Origin of the sequence: Cytobacillus sp. IB215316 (assembly GCF_033963865.1) — a bacterium.
Lineage (GTDB): Bacteria > Bacillota > Bacilli > Bacillales > SM2101 > Nanhaiella > Nanhaiella sioensis.
Window position 1 is genome coordinate 90,467 of the sequence record NZ_JAXBMC010000005.1, and the last position, 16,735, is coordinate 107,201.

15 protein-coding genes are annotated in these 16,735 nt (G+C 33.8%); 11 read left to right on the plus strand and 4 right to left on the minus strand.

From position 1 onward, the window contains the following. Positions 1-30 precede the first annotated feature (30 nt). From SLH48_RS10680 to aceA, 3 genes are all read left to right on the plus strand, one after another. Positions 31-1,308, plus strand: coding sequence for an MFS transporter (locus SLH48_RS10680; protein ID WP_320258139.1), 1,278 nt, complete (start codon positions 31-33; stop codon positions 1,306-1,308). A gap of 145 nt (positions 1,309-1,453) precedes the next feature. Further along, positions 1,454-3,046, plus strand: a complete 1,593-nt coding sequence (aceB, locus tag SLH48_RS10685; RefSeq protein WP_320258140.1) for a malate synthase A — start codon at positions 1,454-1,456, stop codon at positions 3,044-3,046. 207 nt (positions 3,047-3,253) lie between these two features. Then, the gene (gene aceA, locus SLH48_RS10690; RefSeq protein WP_320258141.1) at positions 3,254-4,537 is read left to right on the plus strand and encodes an isocitrate lyase; all 1,284 of its coding nucleotides are present in this window, start codon (positions 3,254-3,256) and stop codon (positions 4,535-4,537) included. Between the two features lie 319 nt (positions 4,538-4,856). Here the strand turns inward: aceA and SLH48_RS10695 are convergent, their stop codons facing one another. Continuing rightward, a complete protein-coding gene (locus SLH48_RS10695; protein WP_320258142.1) occupies positions 4,857-5,504 on the minus strand; it encodes an SDR family oxidoreductase in 648 nt (215 codons plus the stop codon). A 350-nt stretch (positions 5,505-5,854) separates the two neighbouring features. After that, complete coding sequence (locus SLH48_RS10700) at positions 5,855-7,348, minus strand: methyl-accepting chemotaxis protein (RefSeq protein ID WP_320258143.1); 1,494 nt, start codon at positions 7,346-7,348, stop codon at positions 5,855-5,857. 418 nt (positions 7,349-7,766) lie between these two features. On the opposite strand from SLH48_RS10700, the gene SLH48_RS10705 reads away from it, so the two are divergent. Both SLH48_RS10705 and abc-f read left to right on the plus strand, forming a co-directional pair. Then, positions 7,767-7,901, plus strand: coding sequence for an RAxF-45 family protein (locus SLH48_RS10705; protein ID WP_284730449.1), 135 nt, complete (start codon positions 7,767-7,769; stop codon positions 7,899-7,901). 500 nt (positions 7,902-8,401) lie between these two features. After that, a complete protein-coding gene (gene abc-f, locus SLH48_RS10710) occupies positions 8,402-10,282 on the plus strand; it encodes a ribosomal protection-like ABC-F family protein (RefSeq protein WP_320258144.1) in 1,881 nt (626 codons plus the stop codon). 62 nt (positions 10,283-10,344) lie between these two features. Here the strand turns inward: abc-f and SLH48_RS10715 are convergent, their stop codons facing one another. Next, complete coding sequence (locus tag SLH48_RS10715) at positions 10,345-10,581, minus strand: IDEAL domain-containing protein (RefSeq protein ID WP_214482438.1); 237 nt, start codon at positions 10,579-10,581, stop codon at positions 10,345-10,347. Between the two features lie 163 nt (positions 10,582-10,744). Between SLH48_RS10715 and SLH48_RS10720 the strand changes: the two genes are divergently transcribed. Then, complete coding sequence (locus tag SLH48_RS10720) at positions 10,745-10,972, plus strand: hypothetical protein (protein ID WP_320258145.1); 228 nt, start codon at positions 10,745-10,747, stop codon at positions 10,970-10,972. A 136-nt stretch (positions 10,973-11,108) separates the two neighbouring features. After that, a complete protein-coding gene (locus SLH48_RS10725; protein ID WP_214482440.1) occupies positions 11,109-11,687 on the plus strand; it encodes a competence protein ComK in 579 nt (192 codons plus the stop codon). Between the two features lie 406 nt (positions 11,688-12,093). Here the strand turns inward: SLH48_RS10725 and SLH48_RS10730 are convergent, their stop codons facing one another. Then, on the minus strand, positions 12,094-12,477 hold the full coding sequence (locus SLH48_RS10730) for a hypothetical protein (protein ID WP_214482441.1): 384 nt from the start codon (positions 12,475-12,477) through the stop codon (positions 12,094-12,096). Between the two features lie 401 nt (positions 12,478-12,878). Here SLH48_RS10730 and SLH48_RS10735 point away from each other — a divergent pair, with 401 nt between their 5' ends. The 4 genes from SLH48_RS10735 (at position 12,879) to SLH48_RS10750 (ending at position 16,598) form a co-directional block, all read left to right on the plus strand. After that, complete coding sequence (locus SLH48_RS10735) at positions 12,879-13,484, plus strand: TVP38/TMEM64 family protein (RefSeq protein ID WP_214482442.1); 606 nt, start codon at positions 12,879-12,881, stop codon at positions 13,482-13,484. A 67-nt stretch (positions 13,485-13,551) separates the two neighbouring features. Further along, on the plus strand, positions 13,552-14,115 hold the full coding sequence (lepB, locus tag SLH48_RS10740) for a signal peptidase I (protein ID WP_320258146.1): 564 nt from the start codon (positions 13,552-13,554) through the stop codon (positions 14,113-14,115). A gap of 627 nt (positions 14,116-14,742) precedes the next feature. Further along, positions 14,743-15,255: a sigma-70 family RNA polymerase sigma factor gene (locus SLH48_RS10745; RefSeq protein WP_320258147.1), complete on the plus strand. Its 513-nt coding sequence runs from the start codon at positions 14,743-14,745 to the stop codon at positions 15,253-15,255. Then, positions 15,255-16,598: a DUF4179 domain-containing protein gene (locus SLH48_RS10750; protein ID WP_320258148.1), complete on the plus strand. Its 1,344-nt coding sequence runs from the start codon at positions 15,255-15,257 to the stop codon at positions 16,596-16,598. The genes SLH48_RS10745 and SLH48_RS10750 overlap by 1 nt, the downstream gene beginning before the upstream one ends. Positions 16,599-16,735: the final 137 nt, after the last annotated feature.

Here is a 16,735-nt window from a genome sequence, read left to right on the forward strand (position 1 = left end):
TAAAGTAACTAAAAAAGTGGTGATGGTCGTATGGAAAGGAGTAATTATACTAAAATTAGTACATGGAATACAAGCTTAAAAATTCGGTTAATTGGTGAAATGTTATTTAATTTGCTGTATTGGATGTATTTCCCGTTCATTACTTATTACTTCGTAAGTGCATTAGGTAATAATATTGCTGGAATCCTTATGACGATCCCCCCTTTAATAGGGATCATTGGAATTATCATTGGTGGGAATCTAGCTGGTAGATTAGGTAGACGTGCTGCTATGTTATTAGGGACATCGATTAGAACAATAATGTTTTGTATTTTTGCTATATCAGATTTGTATTGGTTAAATTATTTAGCGTTTATTGGAATTGGCTTAGGAGGTACAATATACGGCCCAGCTAGTGATGCAATGGTAGCTGACTTAGTACCACAAGAAGCGAGGAAACAAGTGTTTGCAACTTTTATGACAGCTAATAATATTGGTGCAGTTATAGGGCCTGTATTAGGATCGTTTTTCTTTTTTAACTATCTTAGCGAATTGTTATGGGCTTGCACAATTGTGATGTTAGTTTACTCAATTATTGTTTATGTAAAGATAGACGAGACCATGCCAAATTACTCAAGAAAACGAATAAATACAAATTCAATTTCCAGTGGATTTAAAGAAGAATGGAACGGGTATGGGGAGATTTTAAGCGATAAAGTCTTCTTGTTGTACATTCTGGGAGGAGCTTCTGCTGTTATAGCGATTATGCAGTTAGACTTATATTTATCAGTATATATTATTAATTATGTTCCTTCTCAAAAGCTATTTGTTTGGAATAACTTGTCTGTAGCACTGGACAGTAAAGAGATTTTTGCGTGGATGTTAGTGTTAAATGGTGTCCTGTTCGTGTTTTTTGTTTTACCTATAACAAAATTGTTAAAAAGCTGGAATGATAGGAACGTTTTTATTCTTTCAGCAATTTTAGCTGGGGGTGGCTTGTTTTTAGTTGGATTTTCTACAAATATTTGGATGCTATTTTTACTAACAATCATTTTTACTTTCGGAGAAATAGTGAGAGCCCCAGTAATAAATAATTTTGTTAGTGATTATGCTCCAGAGCATGCTAGAGGAAAATATATGGGAGCATCTAGATTACAGTTTACAATCGGTAGATTTTTAGCTCCATTAACTGTATTCCTAGCTGAATGGATTTCACCTATGGGGATCTTTAGCATAATTCTATTTTTTGCGTTTATGAGTGTAATTCTATATATCAAACTATATAAAAGCTACGAGCGTTATATAACAAGAGTGGAAAGAAATACTTAAGAATTTGATCTGATAAAACAGATTACGAGTAAAATTATCAGATTTTTTAAAAAACACCTTGCAATTCCTCTATTCTGTTATATAATACTATTAGTAAAACAAAACTGTATTATAACAATATAGGTGGAAGGGTGTGTAGCTACGGATGACGATACAGACGTCAGGTATTCAAGTTCACGGTACGAGAAATGAACAGTATGATGAAATTTTGACACCTGAAGCATTAATGTTTATTGAAAAGTTAGAGAAACAGTTTGGCGAGAGAAGAAAAGAACTGCTAATAAAAAGAGGTGAACGGCAGCAGAAAATCGATGCTGGGGAAATGCCAGACTTCTTGGAAGAAACATCTGGTGTTCGACAAGGTGATTGGACTATTGCTCCTATACCTAAAGACCTTCAGGATCGAAGAGTCGAGATAACAGGCCCTGTAGAAAGAAAGATGGTCATTAATGCATTAAATTCTGGTGCAAAAGTGTTCATGGCTGATTTTGAGGATGCTAATTCTCCAACTTGGCAAAATTGTATAGAAGGACAAATAAATCTAAGAGATGCAGTGAACAAAACCATTACATTCGAAAATCCAAATGGTAAAAAATATAGGTTGAATGAAGAAATTGCTACGTTGCTCGTCCGTCCCCGTGGTTGGCATTTAGAAGAAAGACATGTCACAGTCGGCGGCAAGAGTATGTCCGCTAGTTTAATAGACTTTGGATTGTATTTTTTCCATAATGCTAAAACACTACTTTTAGAACGAAATAGCGGACCATATTTTTATTTACCCAAGCTCGAAAGTCATTTAGAAGCGAGATTGTGGAATGATGTATTCGTGTTTGCTCAAGATGAACTAAATATTCCGCGAGGGACAATTAAAGCTACTGTATTAATCGAAACAATATTAGCAGCTTTTGAAATGGATGAAATATTATACGAGTTACGCGATCATTCTGCAGGGTTAAATTGTGGGCGTTGGGACTATATTTTTAGTTATATTAAAAAATTAAGAAATTATGAACATGTGATTTTGCCTGACCGATCTCTCGTTACGATGACAGTTCCTTTTATGAGAGCTTATTCACTGCTTGCGATTAAGACATGTCATAGACGTAGTGCACCTGCAATTGGTGGTATGGCTGCACAAATTCCAGTGAAAAACGATCCAAAAGCAAATGAAGAAGCCTTTAAAAAGGTTCAAGCTGACAAGGAGAGGGAAGTGCTAGACGGTCATGATGGGACCTGGGTTGCACATCCAGCACTAGTTCCTGTTGCAATGGAAATCTTTAATAATGAAATGCCTGAACCGAATCAAATATATAGAAAACGGGAGGATGTTTGCGTCACAGCTACAGAGCTACTCGCAGTACCAGATGGAAAAATTACTGAGAGTGGCGTACGGACTAATATAAATGTAGGAATTCAATATATTGAGTCATGGTTGTCTGGTAGAGGTGCTGCTCCAATTCATAATTTAATGGAAGATGCAGCAACTGCTGAAATATCTCGTGCACAACTTTGGCAATGGATACGTCACCCTCAAGGAATTCTCGAGGATGGAAGAAAAATCACCTCTGAGCTTGTTCAACAGTTGAAAGAAGAAGAGCTTGTAAAAATTAAACAAGAGGTTGGAGAAGAGACATTCTCAAAAGGTAGATATCATGAAGCAAACAAGCTTTTTGAACAATTAATTTCAAATGATGAATTTACTGAGTTTTTAACTTTACCTGGTTATAAAACCTTGTAAGTAGAATGTGGAATAACGGTATGCTGTAAAAGGTTTTGGTATGTCATTTCGTCTTATATAGAAGAAAAATCACTGTTTAAACCTAATTATTAAAGGAAGACACAACAAATCACCATCAAATGGCTTCATATAAAAGAAGATGAGCTTGTAATGTCATTGTTAAAAAAGGAAAGCTAAAGTACTTAAAATACAAGGAGGAATATGATTATGACTAATAAAAGAATTCAAAAATTAGAAGAAAGCTGGAGTATGGATAAGCGTTGGAATGGGGTTGAAAGACCTTATAGTGCAGAAGAAGTAATTAAGCTTCGAGGTTCGATTGATATTGAATATACATTAGCAAAAAAAGGCTCAGAAAAGTTATGGGATTTAATTCATACAGAGAATTACGTTAATGCACTAGGTGCGTTAACAGGTAATCAAGCTGTTCAACAAGTGAAAGCAGGATTAAAAGCAATTTATTTAAGTGGTTGGCAAGTAGCTGCTGATGCAAATTTAGCAGGACAAATGTATCCTGATCAAAGCTTATATCCAGCCAATAGTGTACCTTCTGTTGTGAAACGAATTAATCAGGCATTGCAACGTGCAGACCAAATTCATCATTTAGAAGAAAATGACCAGATTGATTGGTTTGCACCAATTGTTGCTGATGCTGAAGCTGGTTTTGGTGGTCAATTAAATGTCTTCGAACTTATGAAAGGAATGATTGAAGCTGGAGCTTCAGGAGTACATTTTGAAGATCAGCTGTCATCTGAAAAGAAATGTGGGCATTTAGGGGGGAAAGTTCTACTTCCAACACAAACTGCTGTACGTAACTTAATCTCTGCTCGTTTAGCCGCTGACGTAATGGGTGTGCCAACACTGTTAATTGCAAGAACAGATGCCGATGCAGCTGATATGATTACTAGTGATATTGATGATTACGATAAAGCGTTTTTAACTGGTGAAAGAACACCTGAAGGCTTCTTCCGTACGAAGCCTGGCATTGAGCAAGCGATTGCTAGAGGTTTAGCATATGCTCCGTATGCAGATTTAATTTGGTGTGAAACATCAACACCTGATCTTGAGCAAGCAAAGCAGTTTGCAGATGCAATTCATGAAAAATATCCAAATAAGCTTCTTGCATACAACTGTTCGCCTTCGTTTAACTGGAAAGCAAAACTAGATGATGAAACGATTGCAAAATTCCAAAAAGAGTTAGGGAAGATGGGTTATAAGTTCCAATTCGTAACACTTGCAGGCTTCCATGCGTTAAATCATAGTATGTTCGAGTTAGCTCGTGGATACAAAGAACGAGGAATGGCTGCATATTCCGAATTGCAGCAAGCGGAATTTGGAAATGAAAAACATGGTTACACTGCTACAAAGCATCAAAGAGAAGTAGGTACAGGTTATTTTGATCAAGTGTCTCAAGTTGTATCAGGAGGTAAATCATCAACAACAGCTCTAAAAGGTTCAACAGAGGAAGAACAATTTGTTACCAATGCATAACTAACTAGCGTGTCAAGGATTAAATTAAATGGGGGAAATGAAATAAAGAATTAACACTGGCTCACAAAAGGCCAGTGTTTTTCATTAGCGTTAACTTTGTTGTTATATAAACAAAAAGTCTTATGTGATTATCATCATATTATAGAAGAAAAGATGCCACCAAATTAGCTTTATGCGTGTTTATTAGTAGGAAAAACAAGCTACATAGTAAAAACATATACGGTTGTCACTGTCATAAAGCTCATCCGTCTTTGTTGTTCAGAGCTATGTTTGAATTAGAAAATATTTTAGGCATAAATTAACATGTATGTTAAATGAATTATATGTTTTGCAATGCTTCTATAATATCCGTCTGTCCAGACAAAATTTCGAATGTTTTCCCATAGGTATTCTGAATGTTTAAACATTCTACCAGTACTTTTGCCACGTCTTCTCTAGATATATCACCTGAATAGTCAGCTAGTTTTTTGGATATGCTAATATGTCCTGTTCCTTCATCGTAAGAAAGCCTACCTGGTCGGACAATCGTATATACGAGTGAGCTATTGCTCAAATATTCATCAGCTATCCCTTTTGATTTTAAATATACTTTCATTGAATCAGTAGGGCCAAGGTCGGGTAGATCAGCCCCTACAGAACTTAACATGATAAAACGGTTAACTCCACGCCTTTCCGCTGTTTTTATTAAGTTAATTGCACCTTGTTCATCAACGAGTTTTGTTTTATCTGCTCCAGTTTTTGAGCCTGACCCAGCTGCGAAAATGATGGCATCACAGCCTTCGATAGCATGGCTCATCTCTTTTTCTAAATCAGCTAAAACTGTTGAGCTTGCCCCAAGACTAATAAGGTCTTCACGTTGTGAGTCATCACGAATCATTGCAACAGCGTCATGTTCACCACTCTGACCGAGTAGTTGTAATATTATTCGTCCTGTACCACCATTAGCACCTACAACAAGTACTTTCATTTCATACCTTCTCTCTTAATATTATTAGCTTTAAAAGGCTGTTCTGTTTAGTAGAACAGCTTGATGAGCTTCTAATCACCTGTGATCATTATGAAATAATAGGCTCTTTACATAAGCTTCGTGGTTATTGTTAAAAAATTGATCAGCAAGATGAGGCAAAGCCAGTCTTTTAGCTTTTATAAGGCTCTATTTGTAAACATTGTTGCTATTGTTGAATTTTTACTATAAAAAGCGGTTTTACACTGTCAGTCATCATTGTATAAAAGGAAAGATGCCACGTAAGCTAATTAGAATGAGTTTATTTCTAAGTATGACAAACTATAATCAATGTGAAAACAAGCTTGTCCCTATTAATCAACCTTCTCATCATTAAACATATTTCTCATCATTTCTAAACTTTCCTTCGTGTCATCTAAATATGTAACAAGCTCTTTACTACTCTTTTTTTGAATGTCGACGGATGATGCTATTTGCTGGAAGGTTGCTGACGTTTGTTCAAATGTTGAAGCAAAATCAGCCGTAGATGATTTGATGATAATTGATGTATCGTTTACTTTATCCGCAAGCTTCTCAAATTGAATCATCTGGTTGTTTAACTCATTTACTACTTTGTTTAAGGATCGAAAGCTATTTTCTGTCTCCTTCGTTATGTCAACATTTTTACTAAGCTGCTCTGAGCTCTCATTTAGTCTTAGGTTAGCTTCACTTGTCTTTCCATTTACTTCTTGTAAATTATTAGTAATCTCCTCCGTTGACTGTTCAGTTAAATGTGCTAATTGTCGGATTTCATCGGCGACGATTGCAAACCCTTTGCCATAATCTCCTGCTCTTGCAGCTTCAATGGATGCATTTAACGCTAGTAGGTTTGTCTTTGTTGTTATTTCTTTAATTCCTTCAGTCAAAATATTTGTTTCGTTAATCTTTTCGTTCAATTCACGAAATGTAACAGCTAAATCCTTCATGACTACGTCTAATTCTACCGTGTTTTCTAATAAATTGCCCATTTTTCGTTCACCATTAACTGCAAGATCTGATGAAGCACTTGATTTTTCTTTTAATTTAGCTGCATTTGTAGAGATCTGTTCAATATTAGTTGTCGTTTGTTCAATTTGTTCAGCAATTGTTGTAATTGCTTCAGATTGTGTAAAACTACTTGATGATAGTTGTTGTATAGCTGCAGCTACTTCCATATTATTTGTCATTGTTGAGGAGGCATGATTATATTGATTAACCATTTTTTGGTTTATTTTTTCAGCCTCTTTTTCAATCTCGAGTTTTTGAGTCATTTCTTTTTGTGCTGCTTGCTGTATTTGTTGTAAACTATCTTTTACTTGGGAGATATGGTTACGATTTATTTTTTGAACTGTAAATATAATACAAGTTATTAATATGAGTAAAATGGAGATATTTATAATTTCATAAATATTAATATTTAAGTAGTCATCAAGAATAAACATCGTTGGCATCATACCTAACGATAATAAAAAACCAAGGAAAAGGGTTCTTCTCCGCCCATGAATCATAGATATCATTAACACATAAAACGGATATGCTAAAGATACAAAAAAAACTTTTTGCGTAATAATAAAATAGAACATAGCAGCTATAACGATTGTGACAACAGGTATATAAAAATGTGCTCCATTCAATCTATTAAGTTGTGTCACAATGCCATAACTAATCAATAGAATACCTCCGACTAACATCGTTACCGTTATGTACAAGGGCTGTTCCATTGAAATATTTGAGACTGTACCTAAGATAATTGAAATGATGACAACTATTAACATTAATTTGTTTTTTTGTTTTAAATCCTTTTGATAAAAATTATGAAGAGAATCCATGAACATACCAACTCCTACACCAAATTTTTGATAGATAGGATAATTATATCAATTTTTCATTAACACTTAACACTTTTCTAAAAATTATATATTTTACAAATAATTATTCACAATGTATGTAGTAAATTAACCCGTATTTTTAACTAGATTTCGTGGCATCTATTCTCATATAAAATTGGGTCAATTACTTGTTGCATCCTCAATTAGTTTCAATAGCAAAGAGCGTTATATAAACAATGATGTTTCGTATTACCGCATCTGGTTTCTCTCATTTAGTAAACAACAGTTATAAAGTATACGACATGAAACCTAATTAAGTAATAGATATAAGTTAGTCCTATTTATAGAAAAAGTTTGAATTTTTATGATTCAGTTGATACAATAAAAACATCTTGAAAAATGATAAGGAGGTGTAGAGATGTTACATTCTGTTATTAATCGCAATGGTTTTTTAGCATATATTTATATTTGCCGTGCGATTTTTCATGGTGTTGTTTTCAACGGGATACGTATGCCCATTTTTAGAAAACACATCATATTGAACAGAATGTAAGGTCTCTTAACCCTAATAGTGTGTGTTCAGAAGGATGCCAAAGCAGTTGGAGAATGTAGCCTCGAAAAATCTGGCTAATTTTCTAACATATCTGAACACCATCTAATATAAATTTCTCACAGAAATCTGATCGGCTACTATGGGGAGAGTCATGCTCTCCTTTTTTTTGTTTAAATTCTTATGCCAATTTGTGTACGATTGATGATTTCTTGTTAAGTAAATTTATGTTTCATAAAGTCATGGGTAGTTGAATCTTACCTATGGCTTTTTTTGTGTTTTTATATGGCTCTTTTCGTAAACTTTGTTGGTATTGTTCTTAATTAGAAGATAAAGATGTTGGTTTACACAAAAGTCATCGTTTAATAGAAGAAAGATGCCCCGAACGTTAGTAATAATTGTGATTAGATTTTATTACACAAGTAACAATTAATGTGAAAACAGCCCTTTAAATAATAAAGGCCCATTAGCTAGTCTAAAAATTTGTTAAGGAGTGGTTATAAATGATCGTATGTGCAGCAAATGAAATTAGTAAAATGTATGGAGGAAATCAGATATTCGAAAATATTTCCTTTGAAATAAAAACTGGAGAGCGAATTGGAATTGTAGGGCAAAATGGAAGTGGAAAAACAACTATTTTTAAATTGTTGTCAGGTATAGAACAGCCTGATAGTGGAGAAATTCATTTGCAGAAAGGTTGTAAAGTTGGGTACCTTGCACAAATTCCAAGTTTTGAAGCTAGTACAACCGTATTAGATGTTCTCCAACATGCTTTTTCACATGTGAAAAAGCTGGAACAAAAAATGAAAAAATTAGAAAGAGCTATGGCAAATGAGCAAAACCAACAGTCACTTGAGTTGTTATTAGAAGAGTATGGGACAGTCCAACAACAATTTACTAACCTGGGTGGCTATGAAATTGAAGCTGAGATCATGAAGGTAGCTAATGGTTTAGGAATTGAAGCAATGCTTGAGCAAAGGTTTAATGAACTTAGTGGTGGTGAAAAGACAAAAGTTGGACTTGGGTTAGTTATTCTACAACAGCCAAGTCTGTTATTACTTGATGAACCGACCAATCATTTAGACATAGACGCTGTGGAATGGCTTGAACAGTATTTAACTCAATATGAAGGCACAGTTTTCGTGATATCTCATGATCGATACTTTTTAGATCAAATTGTTACAAAGATTTATGATTTGGAAGCTGGCGAACTGTCCACGTACCACTGTAATTACTCTGCATTTGTTAAAGAAAAGGAAGAAAGATTACTTGCTGAATTTGCAGCGTATGAGGAGCAACAGAAGAAAATTAAAAAGATGAGAGAAACGATTAAACGGTTGAAAGAATGGGCAAACCGTGCGAATCCACCAAATGAAGGATTGCATAAAAGAGCAAAAAATATGGAGCGTGCAATTGAGAGGATGGAAAAACTAAAACGTCCGATTCTTGAAAGAAAGAAAATGGCACTTTCTTTTAATATGGGGGATAGAAGTGGAAAGGACGTTATCGTCATTGATCAAATATGTAAAAAGTTTGAAGGGAAAAAACTTTTTAACGATGCCTCAATGTATGTTAGATTTCGAGATAGGGTGGCAATTGTAGGACATAATGGAAGCGGTAAAACAACATTATTAAAAATGATATTAGGTAATGAACAAGTAGACGAAGGGGCTGTTAAAGTAGGAAATCAAGTTAAAATAGGTTATCTATCCCAGCAGCTTAAGTATGACAACAAAGAAGAATCGATCCTTCAGCACTTTTGTAATGAAGTACCGATATCACAAGCTGATGCTCGGCACATTCTAGCTAGATTTATGTTTTATGGCCAGGATGTTTTTAAAAAAGTCTCAAGCCTTAGTGGTGGTGAGCGAATGCGATTGCGCTTAGCACAACTTATGCAGCAACAACTTAATGTACTCATTTTAGATGAACCAACAAACCACCTTGATATTGACTCTCGTGAGGTACTTGAAGATGCCATTGAAGATTTTGATGGGACGCTGATTTGTGTATCACACGACCGTTATTTGTTAAATAAATGCTTTAAGGTCACTTATTGGATTGAGGACTATGGACTAACAAGATATGAAGGAAGTTACGATGAAGCAAAAGGAAAAAGAAAAGAACTTAGTCTAACTCCAGCTAAAGCCAAAAGTGAGAATCATTATGTCAAAAAAACAATGATATCCGTTAATAAACAAGAAACTGTAACAGTACAGCATATAGAAATAAAAGTTGAAGCATTAGAAGATGAAATTAATAAGATTGAGCAACTAATGGAACAAGAATTTGAACTAACTAATTTATTAGAATTGCAGCAGAAGAGAGAATTATTAAGTACTGAAAGAGACGACCTGTATGAAACTTTAGATGAGATGCTATAAACTACAGCAAAAAAAGCTACGTACTCAGCATTTAAGTACGTAGCTTTTGATCAAGTAAATCGTTATGAGGAAAGCTTTAGTAAGTTGTTATATTCCTGTGAAAGATTCATAAATAACTCATTGTTCCTGCAATCTAAAGCAGCATCAATTTTTTGTAAAAGTAATTCTTTTTTTCTATCATAAATAGCAGAGTCTATTACCATTTGAATGTATACATCAATCATAGTAGCATCGTGTAGCAATTTTTGATCTTTGCCGTGGGATTTCATGATTTCAGTATACGACTTTTTTTCTCTCATTAAAAATCCCTCCTACGTCTTTTTTATATTATATGGATAATTAAGTGAAAAATCAACCAAAAATTTAAAATATTCGGAAAATAGATAAAATTACATGATTGTGAATAAAATTACAATAATGGAACATGTTATTTGTATAGAACTTAGAATGGAGGAATGTATAGTGGATAAACACAACAAAGTGAAGTCGACGATGGAAGATGAGACGGAATTACCTTTGGGAACGACACTTAATCCCTCAGTTATGGTTACAGCAAATTTTGATTCAAATAACCCATTTAAATCAGAAATTCAGTATTCTGGTGATTCAACAAATGAGCATGTTATACAGCAAGAAGCTAATGAATATATTGCTCAAAAAGAAATAGGACAATCAAAAAATAATTCGTAAAATTATATAAGTGATTTTCTATGCCAGAAATCACTTATATTATGAATATTTTGTGAATTCAAATAAATGCACAAATTTGTGTGCTATTATATAAAGGAAATATTTAGGTTTACATTAATAGTTAGGAGTTGATGAAATGAATGATGGATCACATGGTGTCTTGCAAGGTTATGAGGTAAACAGGCACACAATGTCTATCTTGCCACATATTTATGAAGGAAGGCCAGTTTCAAAAGTTATAGAAGAAACTGAGGAGTTTATTGTATTAATGAAGCCGCTTCAAATTGTTGAAAGAAGTTGTTTTTATTACGGTACAAGCTTCAGAGGAAGGCGTGAGGGTACCTATAAGATTATTGGAATATCTTATAAAGCTCCCATCGCTATTGAGCCATCTAACATGATTTACCTCTTCCCTACACTCTCACCAAAAAAATCGTTATGTGCTTGGATTTCACACCCTCACGTTCAGGATCATAAGCCAGTCGCTGGAAATAAAACTGATGTAATCTTTGTAAATAAAACAAACATTGAATTGCCTATTTCTCATAGATCATTTAAAAATCAATTACATCGTACTGCCCAGTTGCAAACAAAATTAACAGACCGCATTGATAACAATAATCGGAAAATGGCATTTTTGTTAACTCCAGAGAAAAAGAATGGGCAAAAATCTAGTCATAGTTACATAATGGAAGATAAAAGTAAGCATGACTAAATGAAAGACTCTTTTTATAAACTTTGTTGCAATTATTGGTGAAAAGATGCTACGAACACTAATTCAATACGTGTTTATTTTTTAGTAGGAACAACAATACTTAAGTCGTAAACACCGAAATTAAAAGGAGTAACGACTATAATCTCGAATCATATATACAACGGTAATACAAAGTTGTATATATGATTTTTATTTCCACTTGATTTGCTGAGCAACATACATGATATCAGTAGTAACACATTTAATTACACCCAATTAAGTGCGTGTTTACAAAGGATAAATATTTCTGAGCTATGTCAAAATTATATGTCAATTTGAGGTGACCTTGCTTGTCATAAGCTAATCGACAGTGGATAACGACTTGCAATCATACTATGTCATTTATTGAAATTGATAATGTTCCTACTTACGTATCAATAGGCTTGGCCGAATTAATTTTGTTATCTTGCAAGTATACGATCATTAGGTCCTGTACTTTATTTCTTATACGTGGATTAAAGTAATTGTGTCGTTCCTCATACCCTTTATAAATAAATAGAAAATCTGTGAAAGCTTCATCTCGGTTTACTTCACATACTTTTAAATCATTTTTGTACATTTCTTTCTTTATGCGTCGTAAATCTATTTGTATTTGTTTCATTGATTGCTCAATAATAGTTACGTATGGCTTTTTTAGTTTGAAATTACTTTGTTGAATGGTTGCTAAGTCTTTGTTTAAAACAATTAATAACATAGGCAAATAAATTGCCAACTCCATCATTGCTCGTTCTTCATTTGGAATTCTCGTCATACTATTTCTCCTTTCAGAAAGCTTGTTCAAGTATGAATATAACGAGTGAAGAGTTAATGCTTCCTCGTGGTTTCCTTAAGAAATTGCGTAAACTTTCCTGTTAAATAAGCATAATCAACGAAGTTTTAGCACATGGATATAAATAAGAAGAAAAGTGATTATGAAAAATTATAATGAATGTGAAAATGTTTATTACAGGAGAAAGAACGTATGTTTGGTTTATATCTTATTATAAATTTTGAAAAAAAACAAGTATCTAAAATTGTGAAAAGGGTATAATTCACAATAGTTGTAGAAATGACATTTGTTTGATATTATATTTCCCAAAATTAACATTATACGTGTACAATATATGAAATAGTGGGTAAAAAATATGTATCTGACGATGAGGAGTAATAGACATGGACCTAGACACGTTAAGAGAACTTATAACGTTAGAAAATATATTATCTGTATTAGAAGAATATCGCTCATTAGGACCACTACCTGGAATTTTTCTGCCCTTAATTGAAGCATTTTTACCGTTTTTTCCTTTATTTGTTTTTGTGATGGCAAATGCGGCTGCGTTTGGACTTTGGCTCGGTTTTATCTTTTCTTGGATTGGTGCATGTGCGGGTTCAATAGCGGTATTTTTTCTAGTCCGAAAATTTGGTCAACAGCGCTTCTTTTCTTTTGTTAGCCGTCATCCTAAAGTGAAAAGCTTAATGAATTGGGTTGATAGACATGGGTTCGGTCCATTGTTTTTACTCCTATGCTTTCCATTTACCCCATCGGCAGCTGTTAACATTGTTGCTGGCTTGTCAAACGTACGTGTACCTCAATTTATTCTTGCCGTATTGTGTGGGAAAATGGTGATGATCTTTACAATGAGTTGGGTTGGGTATGATATTGCGGCCTTAGTTCATCAGCCTGTACGATCAATTATCGTTATAATTATTATTTTCATATTATGGGTCGTAGGGAAAAGGCTAGAAGCAAGGTTTAATATTAAACAAACAGCAAATTGATTGTTGTTCCACGAAACTGATACTGATAAAATAAAATTAAAAAAAGTTATGAAGGAGTTAATAGACAATGCCTCAACAAGAAAATAATATTAAAAAAGAAGGAATTGAATGGCTTAAGTCTATAGGTATTGGAATTATTATTTTTGCATTTTTTAGAACATTCTTCTTTACGAATTATGTAGTAGAAGGTGAATCGATGATGCCTACCCTTCAGGATGGTAATATGTTAATGGTAAATAAAATAGGCTATCGTTTAGGAGATCTAGACCATTTTGATGTCGTTGTCTTTCATTCAGATGGTGAAGATGATTATGTGAAACGAGTGATCGGTTTACCAGGTGATAAAATTGAATACAAGCAAGACGTTTTATATATTAATGATAAACCTGTTCAAGAGCCATACCTCCTTCCATTTAAAGAAAGACTCGTTGAAGGTAAACTGACAGGAGATTTTACACTACAAGAAATTACCGGTGAAGCTAGTGTTCCAGAAGATTCAGTATTTGTTATAGGGGATAACCGTCGCAAAAGTTGGGATGGGAGGCATTTTGGGTTTATTAAACGAGATCAAATTGTTGGAAAGGTCAATTTACGTTACTGGCCAATGGATGAATTTGATATAACATTTTAGCCTACTATCTTTTCGTAAACTTTGTTTGCATTAGTTCCTAAACTAGAGGGTAAAGATGTCGTTATACTCAACAGTCATCGTTTTATTGAAGAAAAGATGCCACGAACCTTTCGCAAATCTTGTTGCTAAATATACTAGATAATGATTGTCCCTGTTTTTTATTGACATGAAGATATATTTCTCTAAGGAAGAACAAAATGACAGTATATTGAAATACATTAAAAGTAAATACATACTACATAAATGTGAACGTTGATAAGGATTTGGACTTATTGACGTTTTTTGTTATGTTTTTTTTGTAACGCTCTGTTAACCATTTGTTGTTGAAATTACAAGACCCTTTGTCTGTGAAGGTGATTACAGATTAGCATGTTTTATATGAATTGTGTTTATGTGTACAAATAGAGGTCTTTTCGTAAACTTCATTGCTATTGTCACTGAAAATGACAGCAACAATTCTTCAGTTAACATCATCGTTAATTAGGAAAAGATGAAACGAACGCTTAGTTTATATTTACTACCATAGTACGGCAAGCAAAATTAATCTGAAAAACAGTCAAAAAAAGAAAACTATTTTGGAGTTATTGTGCTCTAATATTATAGAGAGGTTTATGGGGAGGAGACACTTTGGATTTTGAACAACTAGTAAAACGTGCACAAAAGTATGATGATGAGGCATTTTATGAATTAATTACTTTGCATAAAATAAGCTTGTATAAAATAGCATACTCGTATTTTAAAAATGAACACGATGCAACAGAAGCAGTGCAAGAAGTGACCTTTCGAGCCTATAAGGAGATCAGAAAGGTGAGGCAACCACAATTTTTTACTACTTGGATTACTCGCATTATGATTAATTATTGTTCGAGAGAGTATAGTCGAAAGAAAAAGACTTCTTTGCAGGAAGTAGATAAAGGTGTAGAAGATAGTGAGTCATCAACGTTAACGAAAATTGACCTTGAACAGCATATTGCATTATTAGACCCACAACTACAAACAATTGTTAAGTTAAAATACTATCATGACTTAACGATCGATCAAATAGCTGACATTCTTGAATGTCCTGAAGGAACTGTGAAAACAAGGCTGTATAAATCTCTAAAACTATTAAAAGTTAGCTTAGCAAAGGAGTGGTTATGATGAATAAAGACTTTGACAAAGAAGAAGCTGCTCTTTACGACATAAAAGATAAATATGATCATTTGTCGATCCCAGAAGACCTTGATCAATCAATAAGGAATGGGATGAATAAAGCGACAAAGAGTCGAAGAATAAATCGTAGAAAGAGGCTGACTTTCATTAGTGCTTGTATCTTAATTTTATCCTTCGTTACAACAGTGCGGGTATCACCTGCCTTTGCTAATTACATGAGTACAATTCCTGGCTTAGCAAAAATAGTTGAACTCATTCAATTTGACCAAAGCTTACAAGTAGCGGTAGAAAATGAATTTATTCAACATATTGGTGCTAGTGAAGAACAAAATGGAGTTACGTTCACAATCGATGCTGTTATTGTTGATGAGAGCAAGATGGTGATGTTTTATACACTGGAAAATGTAAAAGACTATCATTATTTGCACCCTTTACCAGATTTATTAACGAGTGAAGGTAAAGATTATCTTACTAGTAGTTCCTCTAGCATCCTGAAAAATAAACAGAACGAAAATTCGATAAGCGGACGATTTGAGTTTAATTTTCACGAAGCTGTACCTACAGAAGGTTTTATTCTCCAACTAATCGTTGAAGCGGGGGGTGACTTATCTAATATGAGTGAACTTCCACATGAATATAGTATTCCTTTTCAAGTAAATACAGCGCTTTTCGAAAATATGAAGGATCTATACGAAATAAATAAAACAGTAGAAGTCGAAGGGCAGAAAATAACATTTGAGACACTCGAGGTATATCCAATTCAACTAAAACTGCAAGTGACATATGATAAAAACAATACGATGAAAATCTTCGAACTTGAAGATTTACGAATTGTTGATGAAAATGGTGATGAGGTTACTTCAATTTCGCATGGAGTAACAGGCTCGAATATTACCGAATATGGGGAGAGTTTTCATCTGGAAAGTAATTATTTCAAGAAACCGAAGGAGCTATACATCGAATTTACAGCTATAAGAGCGTTGGATAAAAACTTATTAGACCTTCAGGTGGATGTAGAAAACAGAAAAATCGTAAAAGCACCTGATGACCGTATCTATATGGAACCCACCTACAAAAATGAGGTGGAACAGCTAGTTATTTCGTTTGATAAAGATGAGATCTATAGTGGTGAATTACGCGTCGATTGGGAATTTATTGATAGAGATGGAAAAAAATATAAGCCTTTATCGAACGGCTACCGTATGGGTGAAGCTAATGAAAGCTTGGTGATCGAAATCCCTAATGAAAACTATAATAACCCGTTAGTGTTTACAATTAGTGATTATCCAACTAGAAAATATACAAAGGATATCCGTATAAAGGTAAAATAGTGAACTTGGCTTCCTCATTAAAGAAATATGTGTTTCAGCGAACTTTTGCCCTAGTTTATGTTTGATTAATACTTTTTACTATCTATCGTTATCAATTACAGTTATACTGATGTACTAACAGAGTATATATCACAGCA

Excerpts from the sequence above, each read along its gene's own strand:
- SLH48_RS10750 (WP_320258148.1), top strand. The coding sequence starts at position 15,255 with ATGAATAAAGACTTTGACAAAGAAGAAGCTGCTCTTTACGACATAAAA.
- SLH48_RS10725 (WP_214482440.1), top strand. The coding sequence starts at position 11,109 with ATGAATGATGGATCACATGGTGTCTTGCAAGGTTATGAGGTAAACAGG.
- SLH48_RS10715 (WP_214482438.1), bottom strand. The coding sequence starts at position 10,581 with ATGAGAGAAAAAAAGTCGTATACTGAAATCATGAAATCCCACGGCAAA.
- SLH48_RS10730 (WP_214482441.1), bottom strand. The coding sequence starts at position 12,477 with ATGACGAGAATTCCAAATGAAGAACGAGCAATGATGGAGTTGGCAATT.
- lepB (WP_320258146.1), top strand. The coding sequence starts at position 13,552 with ATGCCTCAACAAGAAAATAATATTAAAAAAGAAGGAATTGAATGGCTT.
- aceA (WP_320258141.1), top strand. The coding sequence starts at position 3,254 with ATGACTAATAAAAGAATTCAAAAATTAGAAGAAAGCTGGAGTATGGAT.
- SLH48_RS10680 (WP_320258139.1), top strand. The coding sequence starts at position 31 with ATGGAAAGGAGTAATTATACTAAAATTAGTACATGGAATACAAGCTTA.
- SLH48_RS10700 (WP_320258143.1), bottom strand. The coding sequence starts at position 7,348 with ATGGATTCTCTTCATAATTTTTATCAAAAGGATTTAAAACAAAAAAAC.
- aceB (WP_320258140.1), top strand. The coding sequence starts at position 1,454 with ATGACGATACAGACGTCAGGTATTCAAGTTCACGGTACGAGAAATGAA.
- abc-f (WP_320258144.1), top strand. The coding sequence starts at position 8,402 with ATGATCGTATGTGCAGCAAATGAAATTAGTAAAATGTATGGAGGAAAT.
- SLH48_RS10705 (WP_284730449.1), top strand. The coding sequence starts at position 7,767 with ATGTTACATTCTGTTATTAATCGCAATGGTTTTTTAGCATATATTTAT.
- SLH48_RS10735 (WP_214482442.1), top strand. The coding sequence starts at position 12,879 with ATGGACCTAGACACGTTAAGAGAACTTATAACGTTAGAAAATATATTA.
- SLH48_RS10695 (WP_320258142.1), bottom strand. The coding sequence starts at position 5,504 with ATGAAAGTACTTGTTGTAGGTGCTAATGGTGGTACAGGACGAATAATA.